A 19,138-nucleotide genomic window follows, 5' to 3' on the forward strand; every position below is an offset into this window, starting at 1 on the left:
AGGATGGCAGGGTTCGTACGCTCTTACCATTTTAGGCTTTTGAAACGTTGAGCAGCCTCTAGAGCATTCAGGCGACTGCCGAAAGCAGAAACTCGGAAATATCCTTCGCCATGTTTCCCAAAGCCACTACCGGGAGTAACCACAATGTTTGCCTCCTTAAGAATATGATCGAATGCCTGCCAGGAGGAAACCCCATGCGGACCGCGTACCCAAATATAGGGAGCATTAACACCACCAAAAACGGCCAGTTGAGAGCTATGCAATGCCTCTCGGAGTATACGCGCGTTACCCATATAATGACTCACCAATTCGTGGACTTGAACCTTACCTGCAGAGGAGTACAAAGCCTCAGCAGCCCGCTGAACGGCATATCCTACACCGTTGAATTTCGTGCTAAAACGCCGATTCCAAAGAGGATGTAGCGCTTTGCATTCGCCTGTTCCTGTATCTGCCTCCAATTCCTTAGGAAGGACAGTAAATGCACATCGTACCCCCGTAAACCCGCCATTCTTAGAAAAGCTACGGAATTCTACAGCACACTTCTTCGCACCCGGAATCTCATAGATTGAATGGGGGAGTGTAGAGTCAGTAATGAAAGCCTCGTAAGCTGCATCAAAAAAAATAATAGCGCGGTGCCGAACTGCGTATTCTACCCATATAGCAAGCTGCTGGTAGGTGGCCGCAGCGCCTGTTGGGTTGTTGGGGCAGCAAAGATAGATGAGATCTACTGGCTTAGTAGGAATATCTGGAATAAACCCATTTGCCTCAGTGCAGGGTAAATAGACGAGACCTTCGTAACGCATTCCCAAGGCATCTACTGCTCCAGTATGACCAGCCATGACGTTGGTATCTACGTAAACAGGATAAACAGGATCCGCTATTGCAATACGGTTTTGATCCCCAAAAATATCAAGAATGTTGGCACAATCACATTTAGAGCCATCTGAGATGAAAATCTCGTCCTCATCTAAACGTATGCCACGGCTGCGATAGTCATTCTCCACAATGGCATGGCGGAGGAATCGATAACCCTGTTCCGGCCCATATCCACGGAAGGCTTTCCCACTCCCTAATTCATCTACTGCCCTATGAAATGCAGCACAAGCAGCAAGTGGCAGAGATTCGGTAACATCTCCAATTCCACACCGGATAAGACAAACGTCCGGACAGGAATCACAAAACTCCCTTACGCGACGGCTAATCTCGGGGAAGAGATACCCTCCTTTGAGTTTCAAGTAATTGGAGTTCAGGAAAGCCATATGCAAAAGGTACGGCCCCACTTCACCTTTCGGAAGAAAGCCTCTCAGGAGAGAGTAACCCTCGAATGGTAGGCCAAAACGAGACACCAACGAGCAAAAGAGCTACGCCGCACCCTCCTTTTGTACCTAAAAAAACTCAAGAAACCTTGGCTGCTAAATAATATCTCTCTGCCTGATCCCAATCCATAACATTCCACATAGCCTTCACATAGTCAGCACGACGGTTCTGGTATTTCAGGTAGTAGGCATGCTCCCAGACGTCGAGACCAAGGATTGGGGAAAACCCCTGAGAAATCGGACTATCTTGGTTGGAGGTAGAGATGATCTCGAGCTTGCAGGATTTGTTCACTACTAGCCAAACCCAGCCACTACCAAAGTGAGCGATACCTACCGCTTCAAATCGAGTTTTAAATTCTCCGAACCCATGAAACTGACTAGCGACAGCGGATGCTAGCTCCCCCACAGGAACGGGGCTAGAATCCGGGCTGATGATTGTCCAAAAGAAAGTATGGTTAGCATGTCCTCCACCGTTATTTCGAACAACTGTGCGAATCTCCTCAGGGAGGCTCAGGAGATGCGAGATAAGCTTCTCAACGGGCCGGTCCTGCAGTTCAGGAAAGCCTTCCAGTGCCTTATTCAGATTCGCTACGTAGGCACCATGATGCTTATCATGGTGAATCTCCATGGTCGCAGCGTCGACGTACGGTTCTAAAGCCTCAAATGGATATCCAAGAAGTGGTACAGTATATGCCATAGTTCGAAATGAGTGAATGGCCGCCGTTGTAGCCTACCTCCCCACTTTAATCAAGTAAGATTGTGATTTTGTAAACTACTCTCGATATGCACACGGACTGGAGAAGTACTATCTAGGTGGATATCCCGTTGAGCAAAAGGCATTTGAATCCCTTCTGTCCGAAACAGTTGGTCGATTCGGAGGCGAAGATCGCTTCCTGGCTGTCGTGGATCCACCTCGATGCCTAATTTTACCCAGTAGTAAACGCCGAATATAAGACCGTCACTTCCAAATTGCTCAAAAAACACGCAATGTGGCGGCTGTTTTAGAAGGTACGGAGTTTCGTTCAGGGCCTGAGTGACCAACTGCATAACTCTTTCTACAGAAACACCGTAGGCCACAGTAAAAGTGAAACTGAACCGATGGTTAGGCTCTGTGAGCGTCCAATTGACGACATTTTTTTCTAGCAAGAGGCTGTTTGGGATTAAGACCTCTACCCCATCTCCGCGACGCATGCGAGAGCAGCGACTACCAAGAGCTGTGATTGCTCCTGTATGAGCATCTACTTCCACAATGTCACCTACATTTACCTGACGTTCAAAAAGTAAAATAATCCCACTGATAAAGTTATTGATAAGATTCTGGGCTCCAAAGCCTACACCGATAGCAAGCGCTCCGCCCAAGTAGGCAAAAACTGTAAGAGGAATCCTGACCCAGCTTAGTACGCAAAGGGCCAGGAGAAGAATCATAGGATAGAGCACGAGTTTCTCCAACAAAGCGATGCGTGCAGCAGGAAGTTGAAAGCGAATTTGAGCAGCCCTTACAGAGGAGTGAGCAACTTTTCCCAGAAGGGAGTAACCTACTAAAAAGAGGGTTAGGGCGATAATAATATGTCCCACAGTAACGGAGTGTTCTTCGACGACTACCTGGGTCCCGCCGACCATTTTAGTTTCTCTGGAATGCAAAACCTCGTAATTGAAAGTACCAGCAACCGTTGCATACAAGGCACCCCATATTTCCTTGAACCCAGTAGGCAATGGCAGCGGTGGAGCCATTTGCTGCAGTTGGCGTAGCCAATCTGAAAGTCTCCACTGAAGGGTTTCTACCCTCCAGAGAAGCCGCTGTTGCATCTCATTTTGTTCCTGAAACAACTTAAGCTTTTTAGTAAGAAACTCACGGTCCGAACCTTTTAGTCTCCGCTCATCAATATGCCTTTTGATGCCTTCAATGGTAAGCTGCTTGGAACGTACTTCTTGCTCCAGATGTGGTTTCCATTTTTGGATTAGCTCCAACTTTGGTTTGAGAGCAGAAGCTTCCCTCTGTGCATCTGCAGTAGAAATCTTATCGCCCAGTTTTGTGAGGGACTTCCAGTAAGCCGTCTCGGTGTCTAATATGTGAAGGTAGCTGCGTCCATCCTCGATTATTTCCTCAACTGTTTCGATCTCTGCTTGCGCGAGCTCATATTGTTGGCGGGCCGAGATAACTTCTGTGCTGTCGGAAATTCGATCTGATCGGATTCTGAGATAGTTTTCTCGCGCTTTGTTCAAAGCAGCTTGTGAAGATTGGTCGCGTTTATGCGCTTCCTGAATGTAGTGGTTGATATCTGCACGCTCCTTTTCTAACTGATTTAGAGCTTCTTTCCCTTGCTGGGGACGGATGGCAGTAATATTTGCTTGAATCAACTTTTTATCGGCGGTTGCCTCTTGCTTGAGTGCACCTATTCGCAAAGTCAGAGTGTTTTTCCTGGCAAGATCAGCCAAAACTAATAGCTCTACCCCCCTTTTTTGCAATTTAACTAGTTCCCGCCTCCAATTGTTGTTTCTACTGGGATGAGGGCCAAATTGCCGGATCGTTTGGTCCAACTTAGACAAGTGACCCACAGATTGTTGAGTTCTATCTAACAAGAATTGCATTTCACCTTGAGCTGCCTCTAGGGCTTGCTGAGTAGCATAAAAGCGCTCTCGAATTAACTCAACGTCTGTGCTAGAAGACCCAGGTTCTGTACCTAGCTTTACCAAAAATTGACGTGCTTCAGCATTCTTTTGAGTATGATGAAGCGTCTCCAGGTTTTCCAAGTAACGCTGTGCGTTTCGCAAAACATTTCCAGCGGCAGTAACAAGATCTAGTTGTAACGTTGAGGGAAGACTTGCGTCGGAGAGAGCACTAGCCGTCTCTTCACCCTGCATGCGTGTCAACGTAGATTGGGCTTCATCGATTTCCCGTTTGGCGTCCTGCAATTGTTCGGTGAGAGTTTTTTCGGATGATGTCGAAGCAGCAGATGGGAGAGAACCAGAAAGGCCTGGGAATTCTGGAAGTGCTGATGCAGGTACAGGAAACACATACAGGGAGGCGAGAAGGAGTAGTCGTAACATAGACACATTTCCTAAAATTTTTTCTGGAAAGACCACAGGGAAATTTATGTGAGAGGCCGAAGAGATCCTTTTGACACGTAGGTCAAGTTAAACAGTCCTCTCTCGGAGAGGGTTGGATCAATTTGTAACCTATCAGAGAAGCTGTAACGAAATGTAATTCGTGCCCATGAAAGAAGGACATGGTGATGAGAGTTCCGTAATGCAAATACTCGCTCCTTTACAGGCATGTGGACGGCGTTGCCGAAGATAAGACCGAGCGAGCAGAAATTGGGAACGAGGATGAACTTTTTTCCTTTCAACTTTTAGCTAAGCAATCTTGTTAAACAACCCGCTCAAGTAGGGCAACAGCTGTTTCTTTCTAGAAACAATTCCATCTAATTGCCAAATGAAGGGACTATTCATCGGATAGTCAATTTGGTGTAGGTAATCTTCTCGACCACGCAAGACGAGAAGAGAGTTTTGTGTATTAATATCCGTAACGAGGAGGGCGGAGAAGAGGTAGCCATGCTTAAGGCGGTAAGCTTCCAGCGCATTCGCTAGACTTTCCTGTTTTCCGGGTAAATGAGAAAAGTTTAATTCTTCAATTTGAGAAACTGTAAAAGTGTAGCCTTGCTCACAATACTCCTTACAGTCTGCGACAATGGCCTGCTGCGCGCTTGTAGTCAGCAGAGGCGATCCCGTAGAAAAGATGTCATCTGCAAGTTGGGAAGGATTTATTCCTGTAGCCTTCGCGAGATTACCTAAGATTTCGCGGTCCTCGGTGGTAGCAGTGGGCGAGGTAAGGTTGAGCGTATCAGAAACGATACCTGCCATCAAGATTCCCGCTACGTTTTTTGGGATCGATAGTCCTGCCATCTGGTAGCAGCTGGCCACGACAGTGCAAGTAGAGCCCACAGGGCGATTGATAAAGAGGATGGGTGTCTCGGTATTGATGGATCCCAAGCGATGGTGATCCAGAATTTCTATGATCGGCACCTCACTAGCTCCTGTAACTGCCTGACTTAGCTCATTGTGATCTACTAAAATTAACTGCCTGGGGACAGGCTTCAGAAAATCGCTCTTGGAGAAGACCCCTAGCACTGTCCCCCCTCCCTGTTCAAGCACAGGAAAGATAAATTGAGGGGAAAATGCCAGAGATCTACGTGCTTCTTCTAAAGAAAGGTTAGCACGGAGAAACTGGGAATTCTTATGGAGCATTTGTCGAGCACGAACAGCACAGCGCATGTGGATAATGGCACTGGAAGTATCCAACTGGGTTAGAAGGAGGACAGTTGCATTTTTCTTACAAATCCCCACTAATTTTTTTGTAGGGACGGCACCTTCCACAAGGAGAATAGCTCCGATCCCCAGTTCAGCTGCCATTTCCAGAACAGGAGGACGGTCCCCTACAATGACAATAGTACTTTTGAGATCGGCAGATTGAAGCGTAGCGGAGAAAGAATTTTCCGCCCCTGCTCCCACCAAAAGCGAATAGGTCTCTGGCTTGGAGGGGGGAGACGATCCAACATTCTTGGCATTAAGGCTCTCACGAATATCAGCAAGGCTAGCATATACAGTACAGCCTGCATGGACTGTTTTCCTATCACCATTGAGGAGTAAGTAATCAGTGAGTTTGGGAGTGGAAAGCATACCGACATAGCAACCAGTTTTATCTACCACTGGTAAACTACGCACATGGCGTGCCACCATCCGAGAGAGTGCGTGTAGGATAGGTTCATCCAGTTGTGCTGTCACTACTGCTCTCTCCATAACATCTTCGACACGGGGAGAGACATCACTTAGAAAAAGGGGAGCAGAGAAGCCAAACCTTCTTAGAACGTAGTCTATCCTCTGGTTGGTGTTTCCACAGCGCGCCGCTGTGATCCCAGTTTCTCCATGGGCACGTTTGAACGCCGCGTACGCTAAGGCCGAGCAAATAGCATCCACATCTGGATTCCTATGTCCGACAATGAAGGTTCTCATTGTGAATAACTAAACCCCCCATTGTCTGTGCGCCCCTCCTAGCTATGAACCTGCTGAACGCACTACTTCGCGAACTTTTTTACCGACATATGCCAGAACTGTTGGCTTAACTAAAGGAACCAGAAACCTAAAGGTTGTCAACAGAACTCCCCACAAGGTGAAGGACTTCAGTGGTGCCAGCGAATGGTCACCCCTCTCTTGAGAGTAGAGGTTTTTCTTCCTTCTCCCAAGAAACCGAGCGAGAAGGAAGCCAGTTATACTGGCTAGCCCAAGGAAGAGATTTAAGTGGATGCGCACTGACCTTCGAATTTTTTTTGCGACATTTAGCTCTTGGGCCAATGTAAAAAGACTGTTTCCTACAGCTAGTCGGCTTTGTCTGATTTCCGCCAAAATGAGTTGTTTGGTGGGAAAAGAGTTCACTTGGTGAAGAGCCTTAGAGTCTTCAGGTCTTCCTTCACCTCTGCGAGGGTGGCCGTAAAAATTGGTTTGTGCTTGCACCTGGTAAAGATGCTTACACATGCTACAGCGCCCATCCCATGGACCACAGCAAGCACCAGCAGCAACCATTCCCATGCCTCTCCAGCCAGCCTGGCTAGGGACAATATCAAGAACGAAAGTAGAAGCAAATAGCTGATCAGAAAGAGGAGGGTTGCGATCACGAAGGTAACGACCAAGCGAAAACAGCGCCTACCTGCCTCGCGGCCCTCCCACGCCGCCAGAAACAACCGCGCAGTAAAATGTCGAACCACCCCCCTCGCTAGAGCCCTTAGCTCACCAAAACTTCCTCCCATTCCTCAACTCTCCCGAGATGGTAAACCGGGCATGGATGCGTTTAAAAATTAGCGTCGCCAAAGGACGAATCCTAAGACAAAGCCAATTCCTGCTGCGATTCCGACGGACTTCAACGGATGAGAATGAACATAATCCTCAACATTAGATTGGAGAGTTTTCGCCTTAGCGGAAACCTCTTCAAGGGCAGCCTCGGTTTGCTCTCGGCAAGTATGGATCTTCTGAGAAGCCTGGCCACGCAGGGTTCCGCAAGCGTCAGAAGCAGCCTCGCTGAGATTTTGGGCTGCTTTTCCAAGGTGATCCTTGCCACTGGAAAGTACAGCCTGAGCCTCTTTTTTCACTGTATCACCTACGTGTTTCGCGGCCTGGGCAGTGGCTTCCCATGCCCTACGGGCATGCTCTGAACTGCTTTCTAATTTCTTTTTTGCCGATGCTGAGATAGCTTCCGAGGTTGATATGGTTTCAGTTGGATCTGACATAGGAATTGTTTCAACGTTCCCCGGACTCTACTCCCCATATCAGGTAGTTGGCAAGCATGATCGAGACTTGGTACCAATATTGGATTCGCCCTTTTATTCTAGCAGAACTAGCGAGCAATCATACTTCCCTTCATGGGGTGTCCCCATCAAGATGTTTTGTACACTGGCCTCAGTTGCTTCGCGCACTGTCTGTGTATGCCACAACCAGGGGTCTGGGCAGCTGAATGGTGGCGTAGTCCAACGTAACGGATTTACCTTACATGTTGGCTTACACATTGGACGAGAGAAGCATTAACAAGGAAATTGACGGCCGCCTTTTTGGTAACCTTCTCTCCAAAGAGCTGAACCCGTTCCTTACTTGATATATTGCTTTTTTGGAGAAACTTGCCATATCACGACAATTACTATACGGTGGCTAGCTTCTCTCCCTGAATGAAAAAGAGGCAGGGGGCCGCTCTCATTTCAACCAGAACAGCAATACCTATCCTCCAAGGCGGGATATGCTAGGGATATGCTAGCTAAGCATGTCCCTTGATTCTCTCTTCAGAGTGCATCGAAATTATGAAAAACGCAGCTAAGAGTAATACCAAAACGCAAAAAATAGGAGGACAATGGTTTATTTAGACTACAATGCGACTACCCCTCTGGCTGAAGAAGCGCTTAATGCTATGATGCCTTATCTGGCCAATAAGGATACTTATGGTAATCCTTCTAGTCAACATAGAGTAGGAAGGCGAGCTAGGGCAGCTATCGACAATGCTCGCGAGGTACTTTCTTCCTTGCTAAAAGTGCACCCGCATGAAATCATCTTTACAGGCGGGGGTACGGAGGCTAATAACCTGGCTGTTCTTGGTCTGGCTCGTGCCAGGCTTCCAGGGAGGGGAACTCACCTTATTACTTGTGCCACAGAACACCATGCGGTACTGCACTCCTTCGAGTACCTTCGTCGTGAGGGTTTTGAGGTTACTATCCTTCCGGTGGACCGTTTTGGGCAGGTAGATCCTAATCAGCTTAGTGCTGCGATTCGTCCAGAGACTGCGCTAGTGTCTATTATGTCAGCAAACAATGAGACAGGGACTCTGCAACCCATTTCAGTTTTAGCGGAGATCTGTCGGGAACAAGGGGTGTTCTTCCATAGCGATATGGTACAAAGCTTCGGCAAGCAGCCGATCTCTCCTCACGAAGTTGGCGTAGATGCACTCTCAATTGCTGCCCATAAGTTCTATGGCCCCAAGGGGGTTGGAGCGCTTTTTCTCCGCTCAGGAGTTTCCATGGAGGCGATTCATTTTGGAGGCTCCCAAGAAGGTCGACATAGACCAGGTACTGAAAATGTAGCCGGTATTGTCGGACTTTCCTCAGCAGCAGCTATGGCTACAGGGTTTATGCCTGGGGAGGCTTCTAGACTAATGGCATTGCGCGAACGTCTGTGGGGAGGCCTGAGCGATATTTACCCGGAGGCGGTGTGTAACGGACATCCTAAGGATATTCTGCCAAATACACTCAACGTCAGCTTTCCTAATGTGCAAGGGGGCGAGACCTTGCTTATTGCTCTCGACCTGGAAGGGATCTGTGTCTCCAGTAGCTCGGCGTGTATGGTAGGTTCTATGCAGCCTTCTCATGTTCTCCTTGCCATGGGAGTTCCTACAAGTCTCGCACAATCGACCATTCGTTTTTCCCTGGGGCATTTTACTACGGAAAAAGAAATAGAAACTACCGTACATGCTATGCAACGTGTTCTACACCGTGTCGCAGGGTTGCGGATGGATAAAATGTGCAAATAGGCTCTAGACACTTTTGTTCCTTTGGTTGAGTCTTGTTCACTTTATTCAAAGCAATGACTGAGGGTTGTGGTGCTTCCTGCCACCTTTTACTCATTAGGAGATTCTAAAGGTCAAGGACCCCGCGATATTAGACCCTAAATAGTCAGCATCCCTAGGTTAAGAATAATCTCATTAGTCTCATATGAGATACTCATACTAGTCTTGTTTCCTTGATTTCTCCCATGCAACTCTATCCTATCGGACCATTGAGGGTATATTTTATGTATACCTGTGTTAAGGGATGCAGATGCAACTGGTAGCTACAAGGATGAAACAAGAGGGGGCGGTATGCTACCAGGAAGATGAACGATAATCTAGACTAATATAGGAGCTAGGAATTGTGGTGTAGCTGTGTCGTATCTGATTAGCATTGGGACATTCCAGTTTGGAGTGGTTATTAGTCAGCAAATATCGTGAATGACATATGGATAAGGAGAGTCTTATCTGGAGAAGAGTTAAGTCGGCAAGAGATACAAGAGGCGTGCTGTATGCTTCTCGACGAGAAAGGTGCTCCTGAAATGAAGGCAGGGTTTTTGCGCGGACTGCATCGCCGTGGAGAAACGCCAAGCGAAATAGCCTCATTCGCAGAAGTATTACTGGAGCAGAGCATTAATCCTGTGCCAGCCGCTCTCCGCCATTCTGGCGTTCTTCTAGATGTCTGCGGGACAGGTGGAGACGGGCTCGGACTTTTTAATGTTTCAACCGCAGTGATGTTTGTTGCTGCGGCATGTGGAGCTCTAGTGGTGAAGATTGGCAACCGGGGCTTTACCTCGCGTAGTGGTGGTGCGGACGTGCTAGAGGCTCTTGGAGTCAACATATCTATGCCTATCGAGAGGGTCCCCATAGTGCTTGAATCTACCGGTTGTGTATTTCTCTTTGCAGCAACCTATTATCCGGCGTTTCAAGCAGTTGCCGCAGTACGTCACCTTCTTTCCAGAGAAAATATCCCCACCGTTTTCAACCTTTTGGGTCCTCTCCTTAACCCTGTTCGTCCCAACTACCAGTTAGTGGGGGTCTGTGACCCACTGTTAATGGAGAGCTACGCCTACATTTTAGGTCTGCTTGGAAGAAAAGCGGCATGGGTAGTTTGCGGCAATGTTGAATCGTCGGATAAAGTCATGGATGAAGTTTCTATAGCAGGGCAAACAACAGTGTGCACTCTTCAGCAAGACGGTAGAAAAAGGATTTTTCAGATCTCTCCCCGCTATTTTGGGATTGCCGCGGCTCGCCTGAGCGATCTTCTAGGTGGAGATGCTGGGGAGAACGCACGTATACTTCTGAACATCCTGAAGGGATCAGACTGTGGTCCCCGAAGGAACATGGTCTTAGCAAATGCTGCTGCTGCTCTCTGCGCCTGTAAAATTGCAACTAATCTTCTCCATGGTGTAGAACTTGCTTCTGAAGCTATCAATTCTGGGGAAGCATTCCTCCGACTACAGAAGCTAATCAAGTTCAGCTACTAAACAAAGTTGTTGTGTTCTGCCTGAAGAATTGCTTCTACTTTCCCAATGTCATTGGGGGTATCTACACCTATGGAGGCACGCTGCGTAAGGAGCACTTGAATCCGGACGCCATTTTCTAGTGCTCTGAGTTGTTCCAGCTTTTCCCACCGTTCTAGTGGAGAGGGTTTCCAAGAAACGAATTTTAAAAGAAACGCTTTTTCAAAGCCGTACATCCCTACATGCAGTAGCCGACAAGGGTAATCCTCTTCATGCTGGACAAAGGGGATTGCACTGCGAGAAAAATAGAGTGCATGCCCTTGACTATTGATTACTACCTTGACCATGTGAGGATTGTTCGGATCGGCCCACTTTGGGAACGGAGTTGCTGCTGTGAGCATTTCCAAGTGCTTGGAGTTGTCAATGGTCTGTACAAGGCGCTGTAGGAGATATGGATCCAAAATTGGTTCATCACCCTGAACATTGATGATGTGGGTAACCCCCCCTGGTAGCCTGGCAGCCACTTCAGCAACACGATCGGTTCCGGTAAGGTGCGTATGGGAAGTGCGGACGACTTGTGCACCAAAGTTCTTTGCCGCTTGAAAGATCCGCTCATCATCTGTGGCAATGTAGACATCATCTACTTGCATACAACAGCAACACCGCTCCCACACATGTTGTAATACGGGCTTCCCAGCAAGAAGGCATAAAGATTTTCCAGGAAATCGTGTGGAAGCCCATCTTGCTGGGATGATAATGACTAGACGTCCCATAGTGCTGATTTACGCAGAATAAAATCTATAGCCGCCACAGCATCCTCGAAAATTTTATCGGCTCCGCAACTCAGATGTTGTGTGCCGTATCCAGTAGTTACAAGGAGGGAGGTCATGCCAGCTCGTCTTCCACATTCGATATCAGTAGCCTTATCGCCGATGAAATAAGAGTGTGGTAAATCCACAGAAAATGCTTTTGTAGCCTCCAGGACCATTCCGATATCGGGCTTGCGACGCCGTTCTATTCCACCAGGGACTGCAGGACAGAAGTAAGTAGCATCAACCTGATAATCCAGTTGACGCATTAATTCACAGTGAACTGCCTCATACTCAGAGAGTGAAATCTTCCCATATGCAATGCCACTTTGATTGGTAATGACAAAAACCAACCATCCCTGCATCCGCAATCGACGAAGCGATGCACACATCCCAGGGATGGCATGTACATTGACAGGATCATGGCAAAAATGGACTTCCTTCATTAATGTCCCATCACGATCAAAAAAAACAGCAGGTTGCTCGTTATTATTTTCCGTTGCCATCTTACTGTTCAAAGCTTCCCTTTAGTTCCTCCGCAGTCAGGGTAGCTGTACCCAACTTTCCGACTACTATACTAGCTGCATGGTTAGAAATTTCAGCAGCTTCCTCTGGTGTAGCACTAGCACATAGTGCCAAAGTATACATGGCAATAGTGGTATCTCCCGCTCCGGAAACATCAAAAACCTCCTTGGCGTGAGCGGGAATATAATGAGGGGAAAACCCAGGACGGATCAGAAGCATACCCTGCTCACCCAGCGTAATCAGCAATTGCGGAAGTTCCCAGCGTGCTTGTAGCCTTCTGCAGGCTTGTAACAATTGTCTATCTTCTACTGGATTAGCAATGTTAACGAGCGCAGACGGAACGCCTGCAAAATCGAAAACCTCACTTCGATTCGGTTTTATAACAGTCACACCGGTCCAATCTAAAAGATTTCTAGAGCTTGGATCAGCAGCTATGAAAACACCTTTCCCATTAGCCATATGACATAACTGATCTTTCAACTCTTGATTGAGAAAACCCTTGCCATAATCTTCGAAGATGATGCCGTCCAGTGAAGGCAGCAGTTGCTGGAACATCTCTAGGACCTGCTTGCTTGTTGTTCTTGTGTCAGCAGTAGAGAGACCATTGTTTTCCCTGTCAATCCGGACTATCTGCTGGTGGAGAGCAACAATGCGGGTCTTCACAACCGTAGAAAAATTCTTTTGCTTAACAAGATAGCCTGTTAGGATTCCTTCGTCCTTCAGCAGCCGAGCTAGGCAGTCTCCTGCAGAGTCCCTGCCAATGAGACCAAAGATGTATACAGTTTGGCAAAACGGCTTGAGATTTCGGGCTACATTCGCGGCTCCACCGGGGTAGTGAGTTTCACTTTGGACTTCTACCACTGGGACAGGCGCTTCTGGAGAGACCCTACACACCCTTCCCCAGACAAACTCATCTAGCATAATATCTCCGATAACAGCTAGTCGCTTGGTGGCAAATGTGCAAAGAAGTCGTTGTAACCTGTGGACATTCATTTTCTTAGCGACCTAAGGATTACCTTTTATTACAACAGCAGCATAGTTTAGTTGAGATGTCTAATATAGCCTGCTCTTCCGTGACATAATAATCGAAAATGTTTCTCGGTTCCACGTAGAAGCTCCCTTAGGGGGAATGTACGCGGAGGATCAATCACAACCTTGCGAGTGTACAGATGTCCCTGTACGATAATCATCGGACAGATTCCAAATCATATCAGGACTGCAGAAATTCCCATGATGGATAGACTCTCTCTTTTTCTCCCAAGAGCAGGGTCTAGTGGCTTGTGGTCTGCCACGCTACTTAACCGACCCCTTATGAGCCAATAAATTTCTCATAGATGACAGCGTATTACCACAAAAGTCTCAACAGAGTTGGGCCTTCCAGGCAAGAGCGTAGGAAATGTGATGCCTCACGGGATAAAAATCCCAGCCAAATGGAGGCAATCTGCATGGCAGTGTAGCTCTCAGCGCGGCATACACATCTTATGCTCCTTGTACCAGGCCCAGTTTGGGCGCACAAAAAACAGTATGCGTCCCTCTTGCTCGCTTCCCTACTTATGGGAAGTAAGGTCTCATCGTGTCAGAGGAGGTTACGCTTATACAAGCGCGCATTGGAAAAAGAGGGACCTGTGCGGGGAAGACTAAGCCAGCACTTGTACTTGTTAAGGTACACATAGTCAGATTGTATGGAATCATTAGTCCTAGAATTTGACAGCGCTCGCATGCTACGATCTCTCTATGGAAACGAGGAGCGTTTTCTGTATGACATGGAAAGTAAACTCGGCGTTCGAATAATAACTCGGGATGGGTGGATACGTATTGAGGGTAAGCGGTCTGCCGTGGAGAGGGCATGTTCCGTTTTCCGGGAGTTAGAAAATGCCAAAAAGCATGGAATTAACATCCGACAGCACGAGTTTCAGCACGCGCTTTTTTCCTCCACAAGGCTACATGGCGGGAATACTCTCTCTAACCTCGTGGAATCAAAGATACTATGCTCTCCCAATAAACCTCCGGTCGTTCCTAGGACAGCAGGGCAGAAAGCATACATAGAGGCCATTAAGAATGCTGACATTACTTTTGGGCTAGGTCCAGCCGGGACTGGAAAAACCTACCTGGCTATGGCGCTAGCCGTCGCCGCACTGAAACAAGACAAGATTGGCAGGATTATACTTACACGTCCGGCGGTTGAGGCAGGAGAAGCTCTGGGATTTTTACCGGGAGACTTGAAAGATAAAATCCTTCCATACCTACGGCCCTTCTATGATGCCTTGCATGATATGCTGGGAACTGATGAAATTCAGCGTAGCATATGCAAGGGTGTGATGGAGATTGCTCCCTTGGCCTACATGCGGGGACGGACCCTCAGTCATGCCTTCGTTGTCTTGGATGAATCTCAAAATACGACCACAGAACAGATGTTTATGTTTCTAACCCGTCTGGGAGTGGATTCGAAGTGCGTTATCACTGGGGATCGAACACAAATTGATTTACCGAGAAACAAAAGAAGTGGCCTCCTCGAGGCTGTAGCAGCCCTAAAGGGAATCCAGGGAATTGAATTCCACCACTTCTCGGAAAGGGATGTTATGCGGCATCCGCTTGTACAGCCTGTAATACGTGCTTATCAAGCCTACCGTGGGCAGGGGCCGGAGAGGCAGGGCAACAACACATCCTATAAGCGCCCCCCGCAAAAAGAAAAGAGCCCCCAGCACGACGAAGTAGGGGGGGACTGAGCCTTTAAATCCGGTCGCGGAGACCGCGAAAGAAGGGATTCCACTCCCTTCCTATTCTCCGCAAGCATCGGGATAGGGACAACCCCCACTCTACGAGGAGTCACATAGGGGGTTCTGGTGCTTTTCGCAGACGTGCAGAATAAATTATTATAAAAGGATTTCTCATCCTTCTGTGTTAGTCTAACTTTTTCCCCTGCAACCATGCCTGCGGTTAGCAGCTCTCAATTCCCTACGAACAGAAAGGCTGACGCTGGCATCTCTCTGTACAGTTTGGCAATGATAAGGTCTCTAATGGATGTGTCTAATAGGATGTATAGAAGAGAGCAACACTAACCCTCGTTTATACTGTTTTCAGCGCCTTATGCGTTTTTCTGCTAGCGTTTTGCTTCTAGGAAATAGGTGCACAACCCTACATACAGAAACTTTTCAAGACTTTAAGAGCATTTGTGTGCAGACCTGTTTCTCCTAATTTCCTTAGGTTATCAGTAGGTATAGGCTGCATATGAAATCCGGCTATCATTTTTGGCAGGATCATGGACCCAAAATTTTGTGGAGGAAAACCCTCCTGGCCGAGCAGAGTATGATCTTCTAGGAGGGGGCCCGCAGGGTATAAGTTAATCTAACAACGGGACGCTAGCAAACTGGAAAGGTAAGACCATGAACAGGTATGTCCCTGAGATGCGCGCTTTGACACACAGGAAAACGGCTCTCGTTATCCCGAAATGAGAGTCTTTCCGGCTCTCTAGAGCCTCTCCACTTCTTAAAAAATCGCTGACTCAGGGCACACTCTCCACAAGCACATTATATCTTGGAGATGGTAGAATACTCCGATTAATCTTGCAAGTATGCTCCGTTCACATATTACCTCTGCCCGCGGCGTTATGAGGAGAGGAAGAAGACCTGCTGGTGGGTCTGCGCACAGTCCATGGAAGCAAACTGGTATTCACCTGGATCTGGTCAACTATCAGCGAGAGGTGCGCGTGGATATGCCTCTTTTGAGGCAGATGGGGGTCCTGGCTCTGCCTCACTGTTCTGATAAGGTGGGTGGGTCTGGATCTGTCTTGTCGGACCTTCCTGTAGTTGAGGTAGCTATTGTGTCCGACGCTGTTATCTCGGCAGTCCATAGGCAGTTTCTCGGAGAAGACTCTGCTACAGACGTTGTAACATTCCCGTACGGAGAGGTCATTGTTAGTGCGGAGACTGCTTCTGTCAATAGTAGCTTTTACAGACATTCTCCAACGGTAGAAATCGCTTTCTGTCTGATTCATGGGCTTTTGCATCTTAATGGCTATAGCGACCATACTACACTGCAAGCTGCAAAAATGAGGAGAAGGCAGACTAAGATCTTAAAAAAGGTGCACCAAGAACTATGGCTGGGGGATCATACACGGCACTACTGGCGGATCCTTTTACATCTAACATAAAAACGGCTGCTGTAGCAGCAGACCGAATACAATCAATAGACAGGCAGAGGTGTAGAAGCTTGGTACACTAAGGAAGATAATTAAAAAAACCAGTTATGCACGCGGGCGTACTTCGTCCATATCGATGGATGAGAATGCCAGAGGCCATTAAACTCCCGTCTATAAATGGAGGGGTCCATTGTGAGGCTATTAGAGACGAAGTGTTTCGTAATCCAATCGTTTCTGGCAGAAGAATTTCCAGAACGGAACGAAGGAGCAAATTGGAATGGATTTGGGGCCTGATGTCTCTCAATGATCCCAGAGAAGTAAATACTACGCTGTTCTAGCTTCCAAAGGGTCTGCGGGTTTTTTTTGGAAAAGGCCAAATAATCAGTGTTAGTAGGAGGAATGCCCACACGATATTAGACACCTCTCATTATTCCTTAGGCTGGAAGAAAGAGGGACAGGGCTACGTCAATCCGGGATGCACGAATACATTCCTGATTCTGCTGTCATCTCCTTGGCCAATCCAATCAATAGGAATCGCCCCCCTTTAAGGAGGAGGTTATGTCCATTAACCCATAGGGATTTGAAGAGTAGCATTCAACTATAGGCTTGAGCATCAGATACTTGAGAAGAATCAGTTGAGTACTTTTAGTACCCTAGGGGTCGTCGGCACCGCTGAGGTGGCCAGCTTGAACGTGGGTCTAGTGTAAGGGGGATTTGTTGGACCTGAGCTCTGATGTTAGATTGATTCGTTTTTTCAGTCGAGCACTGCCTCCTGACCTGTACCCCGCCGGAGTCCATAGCGGGGTACAGGTCAGGAGGATGATTGACCTTACGGTCTTCTCCAGCTATTTTTCCCCCATGCATGCCAGTCAGAATTCGAAGGCTCCTTCCTATCTAGGCGTGGGAGGTGGCAAGCGTGTGCTTGTTGGCATGAGTGGTGGAGTAGATTCCAGTGTTGCCGCTTATCTGCTTAGGGAGGGAGGCTGGGACGTGATTGGGGTTACCATGAAAGTCTGGCCGCAGGACTGCTTATCTCGCACGGAAGATAAATGTTGCGGACCACAGGCGGTCGCGGATGCACGTAGGGTAGCGCATGTTCTTGACATACCTCACTATGTAGTGGACGAGGCTATGGACTTTGAGCGTTTAGTGATTGACTATTTCTCTAGGGAGTATCGCGCAGGACGTACGCCCAACCCATGTATCATATGCAATGAGAAGCTTAAGTTTGGAAATCTCTGGGAGAAAGCTAAGTTTTTAGATGCTGACTATGTTGCCACCGGACACTACGCTACTATTCGTCACACAGAAACTGGGGCTATACTGTGCAAGGGAACAGATTTATCTAAGGATCAGTCCTATTTTCTATTCAGTCTTTCCCAAGAGCAACTTACAAGAGTTTTGACCCCTCTGGGAGGGATGACTAAACCCGAGGTTCGTGATATTGCACGTCAATTGGGTATGCAAGTTGCGGACAAGAAGGATAGCCAGGAAATATGTTTTATACCTAATAATGACTATAAAACCTTCCTCCAGAGCCACCTTGGTAAGAAGGAACTCCGTACGGGGGGCATCTACAATACCTCTGGCAAATATTTGGGACCTCACGATGGGATCGAAATGTATACCGTCGGCCAACGTAAGGGCCTCCCAGGGGGGTCTCCACAGCCTCTGTATGTTGTGGATATTGATCCCGCCCACTCCCGAGTCATTGTGGGATTTGAGACAGAGTTGATTCGGGAGGAATTTGAGGTCGAAGGGATGAATTGGCTGGGAGTTCCCCTGGAGGGGAGTATAGAAGTAAGTGTTAAAATTCGCTCTACTCACCGTGGCACATTGGCTGTATTGCATCCAATGGACGGCAAGCGCGCTTTGGTACGATTGCAAGAACCACAACGTGCTATTGCTCCAGGACAAGCTGCCGTTTTCTATCATCATGATCAGGTAAGGGGTGGTGGTTGGATTTGTCGCAAAAAAACGTCGGCAGGATGATTCAGCTTGTTCTAACCACATTCCCAAGTTCTGTTCAGGCTAGACAAACTGCACGCCAGCTTGTGCAAGCTCGTCTGGCTGCCTGTGGCACCGTCCTCCCGGGAGCAATCTCTATCTATACCTGGAATGGAAATTTAGAAGAGAATCGGGAATGCCTCCTTCTACTGAAAACTACTACGGATTGTGTGGAAAGACTTCAGGTCGAAATTCAGAGAATGCACCCCTATAATGTGCCAGAAATCCTATCGTTTAAGGCAGATTCCTGCTTTGCTGCCTATGCTGTTTGGATCAGGCAGTCTTGCACACAAAGTGAAGGGGGATGAGGGGATGGCAAACCTGTCTTTTGGAAGAGCACAGAACTAGGCTTTTTCTAATTGCTGCTTTTTAGGACGCTAGTTGCCTTGGGAATAACGACCAAAAGGCAAGAGGGACGGTTTGTTTCTCCCTTAACGCAAATTCCCGTCCCGCTGCGTCCTTTCCACAGCCGCGGAAAAACTAAATTGACATCCGTAGTCTTTATTATCGCCTCCGCCCAACAACCCAGCCCTTGACATGCCAGCACGCACTCCGGAGAGTCCAAGATTAATGTCCTCTTCTTTCTGAAGAGTTCGTATCCTGGTCAGACTGGGTAACACTCCCCTTTGGTCCACTGCTTCATGAGCGTTTGGGCCGTTTCCAGAAGCAATCGCCTTCTGCAGAATTTTCGGCTGGGAGGGGAAGGACTAATTCTTGCAATGTATGAGTACTTGGAGGTAACCCTAAGTACTACTTTCCGTTTCCTGGAAGGACAAACAGATTCTCACCCGCTACACCCTTAGATC

At 47.8% G+C, this 19,138-nt stretch carries 16 protein-coding genes; 7 read left to right on the top strand and 9 right to left on the bottom strand.

Translation table 11 applies throughout. The features are described from left to right. Window positions 1-23 precede the first annotated feature (23 nt). From AMD24_RS00430 to AMD24_RS00460, 6 genes are all read right to left on the bottom strand, one after another. Complete coding sequence (locus AMD24_RS00430; protein ID WP_062100182.1) at window positions 24-1,259, bottom strand: LL-diaminopimelate aminotransferase; 1,236 nt, start codon at window positions 1,257-1,259, stop codon at window positions 24-26. A 136-nt stretch (window positions 1,260-1,395) separates the two neighbouring features. Next, the gene (locus tag AMD24_RS00435) at window positions 1,396-2,013 is read right to left on the bottom strand and encodes a superoxide dismutase (RefSeq protein ID WP_062100183.1); all 618 of its coding nucleotides are present in this window, start codon (window positions 2,011-2,013) and stop codon (window positions 1,396-1,398) included. Window positions 2,014-2,063: 50 nt separating this feature from the next. Further along, window positions 2,064-4,364, bottom strand: a complete 2,301-nt coding sequence (locus AMD24_RS00440) for a mechanosensitive ion channel family protein (RefSeq protein WP_235503204.1) — start codon at window positions 4,362-4,364, stop codon at window positions 2,064-2,066. Window positions 4,365-4,670: 306 nt separating this feature from the next. Then, a complete protein-coding gene (locus AMD24_RS00445) occupies window positions 4,671-6,326 on the bottom strand; it encodes a putative manganese-dependent inorganic diphosphatase (RefSeq protein WP_062100185.1) in 1,656 nt (551 codons plus the stop codon). A 416-nt stretch (window positions 6,327-6,742) separates the two neighbouring features. Beyond that, a complete protein-coding gene (locus tag AMD24_RS00455; protein WP_062100187.1) occupies window positions 6,743-7,117 on the bottom strand; it encodes a phage holin family protein in 375 nt (124 codons plus the stop codon). A gap of 48 nt (window positions 7,118-7,165) precedes the next feature. Next, window positions 7,166-7,594 carry a DUF883 family protein gene (locus AMD24_RS00460; protein WP_062100188.1) on the bottom strand — a complete coding sequence of 143 codons (429 nt, stop codon included), beginning with the start codon at window positions 7,592-7,594 and terminating at the stop codon, window positions 7,166-7,168. Between the two features lie 611 nt (window positions 7,595-8,205). Here AMD24_RS00460 and AMD24_RS00465 point away from each other — a divergent pair. Together AMD24_RS00465 and trpD are read left to right on the top strand one after the other, a co-directional pair. Continuing rightward, window positions 8,206-9,375 carry a cysteine desulfurase family protein gene (locus tag AMD24_RS00465; protein ID WP_062100189.1) on the top strand — a complete coding sequence of 390 codons (1,170 nt, stop codon included), beginning with the start codon at window positions 8,206-8,208 and terminating at the stop codon, window positions 9,373-9,375. Window positions 9,376-9,827: 452 nt separating this feature from the next. After that, entirely contained in the window at window positions 9,828-10,877 is a 1,050-nt protein-coding gene (gene trpD, locus AMD24_RS00470; protein WP_158404296.1) for an anthranilate phosphoribosyltransferase, read from the top strand. On the opposite strand, the gene kdsB is transcribed toward trpD, so the two are convergent. Genes kdsB through AMD24_RS00485 form a run of 3 tightly spaced genes read right to left on the bottom strand, consistent with a single transcriptional unit; the run spans window position 10,874 to window position 13,180 of the window. Beyond that, window positions 10,874-11,626 (bottom strand): 3-deoxy-manno-octulosonate cytidylyltransferase, encoded by a 753-nt coding sequence (kdsB, locus tag AMD24_RS00475; RefSeq protein WP_062100191.1) that lies wholly within the window; start codon window positions 11,624-11,626, stop codon window positions 10,874-10,876. The genes trpD and kdsB overlap by 4 nt on opposite strands. Then, window positions 11,614-12,168: a D-glycero-alpha-D-manno-heptose-1,7-bisphosphate 7-phosphatase gene (locus AMD24_RS00480; protein WP_062100192.1), complete on the bottom strand. Its 555-nt coding sequence runs from the start codon at window positions 12,166-12,168 to the stop codon at window positions 11,614-11,616. Before AMD24_RS00480 ends, kdsB begins: the two co-directional genes overlap by 13 nt. 1 nt (window position 12,169) lies before the next feature. Then, the gene (locus tag AMD24_RS00485) at window positions 12,170-13,180 is read right to left on the bottom strand and encodes a bifunctional heptose 7-phosphate kinase/heptose 1-phosphate adenyltransferase (protein WP_082382976.1); all 1,011 of its coding nucleotides are present in this window, start codon (window positions 13,178-13,180) and stop codon (window positions 12,170-12,172) included. Between the two features lie 689 nt (window positions 13,181-13,869). Between AMD24_RS00485 and AMD24_RS00490 the strand changes: the two genes are divergently transcribed. The 5 genes from AMD24_RS00490 to AMD24_RS04385 all read left to right on the top strand — a co-directional run bounded on the left by AMD24_RS00490 (window position 13,870) and on the right by AMD24_RS04385 (window position 19,135). Then, on the top strand, window positions 13,870-14,913 hold the full coding sequence (locus AMD24_RS00490) for a PhoH family protein (protein WP_082382977.1): 1,044 nt from the start codon (window positions 13,870-13,872) through the stop codon (window positions 14,911-14,913). Window positions 14,914-15,758: 845 nt separating this feature from the next. Continuing rightward, complete coding sequence (gene ybeY, locus AMD24_RS00495; RefSeq protein ID WP_062100194.1) at window positions 15,759-16,337, top strand: rRNA maturation RNase YbeY; 579 nt, start codon at window positions 15,759-15,761, stop codon at window positions 16,335-16,337. Between the two features lie 846 nt (window positions 16,338-17,183). Further along, entirely contained in the window at window positions 17,184-18,317 is a 1,134-nt protein-coding gene (mnmA, locus tag AMD24_RS00505; protein WP_082382978.1) for a tRNA 2-thiouridine(34) synthase MnmA, read from the top strand. Further along, on the top strand, window positions 18,314-18,640 hold the full coding sequence (gene cutA / locus AMD24_RS00510) for a divalent-cation tolerance protein CutA (RefSeq protein ID WP_062100196.1): 327 nt from the start codon (window positions 18,314-18,316) through the stop codon (window positions 18,638-18,640). Before mnmA ends, cutA begins: the two co-directional genes overlap by 4 nt. Before the next feature lie 333 nt (window positions 18,641-18,973). Then, window positions 18,974-19,135 carry a hypothetical protein gene (locus AMD24_RS04385; protein ID WP_158404301.1) on the top strand — a complete coding sequence of 54 codons (162 nt, stop codon included), beginning with the start codon at window positions 18,974-18,976 and terminating at the stop codon, window positions 19,133-19,135. Window positions 19,136-19,138 lie beyond the last annotated feature (3 nt).

The sequence above is a fragment of the Candidatus Xiphinematobacter sp. Idaho Grape genome (assembly GCF_001318295.1).
Taxonomy (GTDB): domain Bacteria; phylum Verrucomicrobiota; class Verrucomicrobiia; order Chthoniobacterales; family Xiphinematobacteraceae; genus Xiphinematobacter.

Coding starts and splice junctions, on each gene's coding strand:
- cutA (WP_062100196.1), top strand. CDS start 18,314: ATGATTCAGCTTGTTCTAACCACATTCCCAAGTTCTGTTCAGGCTAGA.
- AMD24_RS04385 (WP_158404301.1), top strand. CDS start 18,974: ATGAGCGTTTGGGCCGTTTCCAGAAGCAATCGCCTTCTGCAGAATTTT.
- AMD24_RS00440 (WP_235503204.1), bottom strand. CDS start 4,364: ATGTTACGACTACTCCTTCTCGCCTCCCTGTATGTGTTTCCTGTACCT.
- mnmA (WP_082382978.1), top strand. CDS start 17,184: ATGCATGCCAGTCAGAATTCGAAGGCTCCTTCCTATCTAGGCGTGGGA.
- AMD24_RS00460 (WP_062100188.1), bottom strand. CDS start 7,594: ATGTCAGATCCAACTGAAACCATATCAACCTCGGAAGCTATCTCAGCA.
- AMD24_RS00485 (WP_082382976.1), bottom strand. CDS start 13,180: ATGAATGTCCACAGGTTACAACGACTTCTTTGCACATTTGCCACCAAG.
- AMD24_RS00445 (WP_062100185.1), bottom strand. CDS start 6,326: ATGAGAACCTTCATTGTCGGACATAGGAATCCAGATGTGGATGCTATT.
- AMD24_RS00455 (WP_062100187.1), bottom strand. CDS start 7,117: ATGGGAGGAAGTTTTGGTGAGCTAAGGGCTCTAGCGAGGGGGGTGGTT.
- AMD24_RS00480 (WP_062100192.1), bottom strand. CDS start 12,168: ATGGCAACGGAAAATAATAACGAGCAACCTGCTGTTTTTTTTGATCGT.
- AMD24_RS00465 (WP_062100189.1), top strand. CDS start 8,206: ATGGTTTATTTAGACTACAATGCGACTACCCCTCTGGCTGAAGAAGCG.
- ybeY (WP_062100194.1), top strand. CDS start 15,759: ATGCTCCGTTCACATATTACCTCTGCCCGCGGCGTTATGAGGAGAGGA.
- AMD24_RS00490 (WP_082382977.1), top strand. CDS start 13,870: ATGGAATCATTAGTCCTAGAATTTGACAGCGCTCGCATGCTACGATCT.
- AMD24_RS00430 (WP_062100182.1), bottom strand. CDS start 1,259: ATGGCTTTCCTGAACTCCAATTACTTGAAACTCAAAGGAGGGTATCTC.
- kdsB (WP_062100191.1), bottom strand. CDS start 11,626: ATGGGACGTCTAGTCATTATCATCCCAGCAAGATGGGCTTCCACACGA.
- AMD24_RS00435 (WP_062100183.1), bottom strand. CDS start 2,013: ATGGCATATACTGTACCACTTCTTGGATATCCATTTGAGGCTTTAGAA.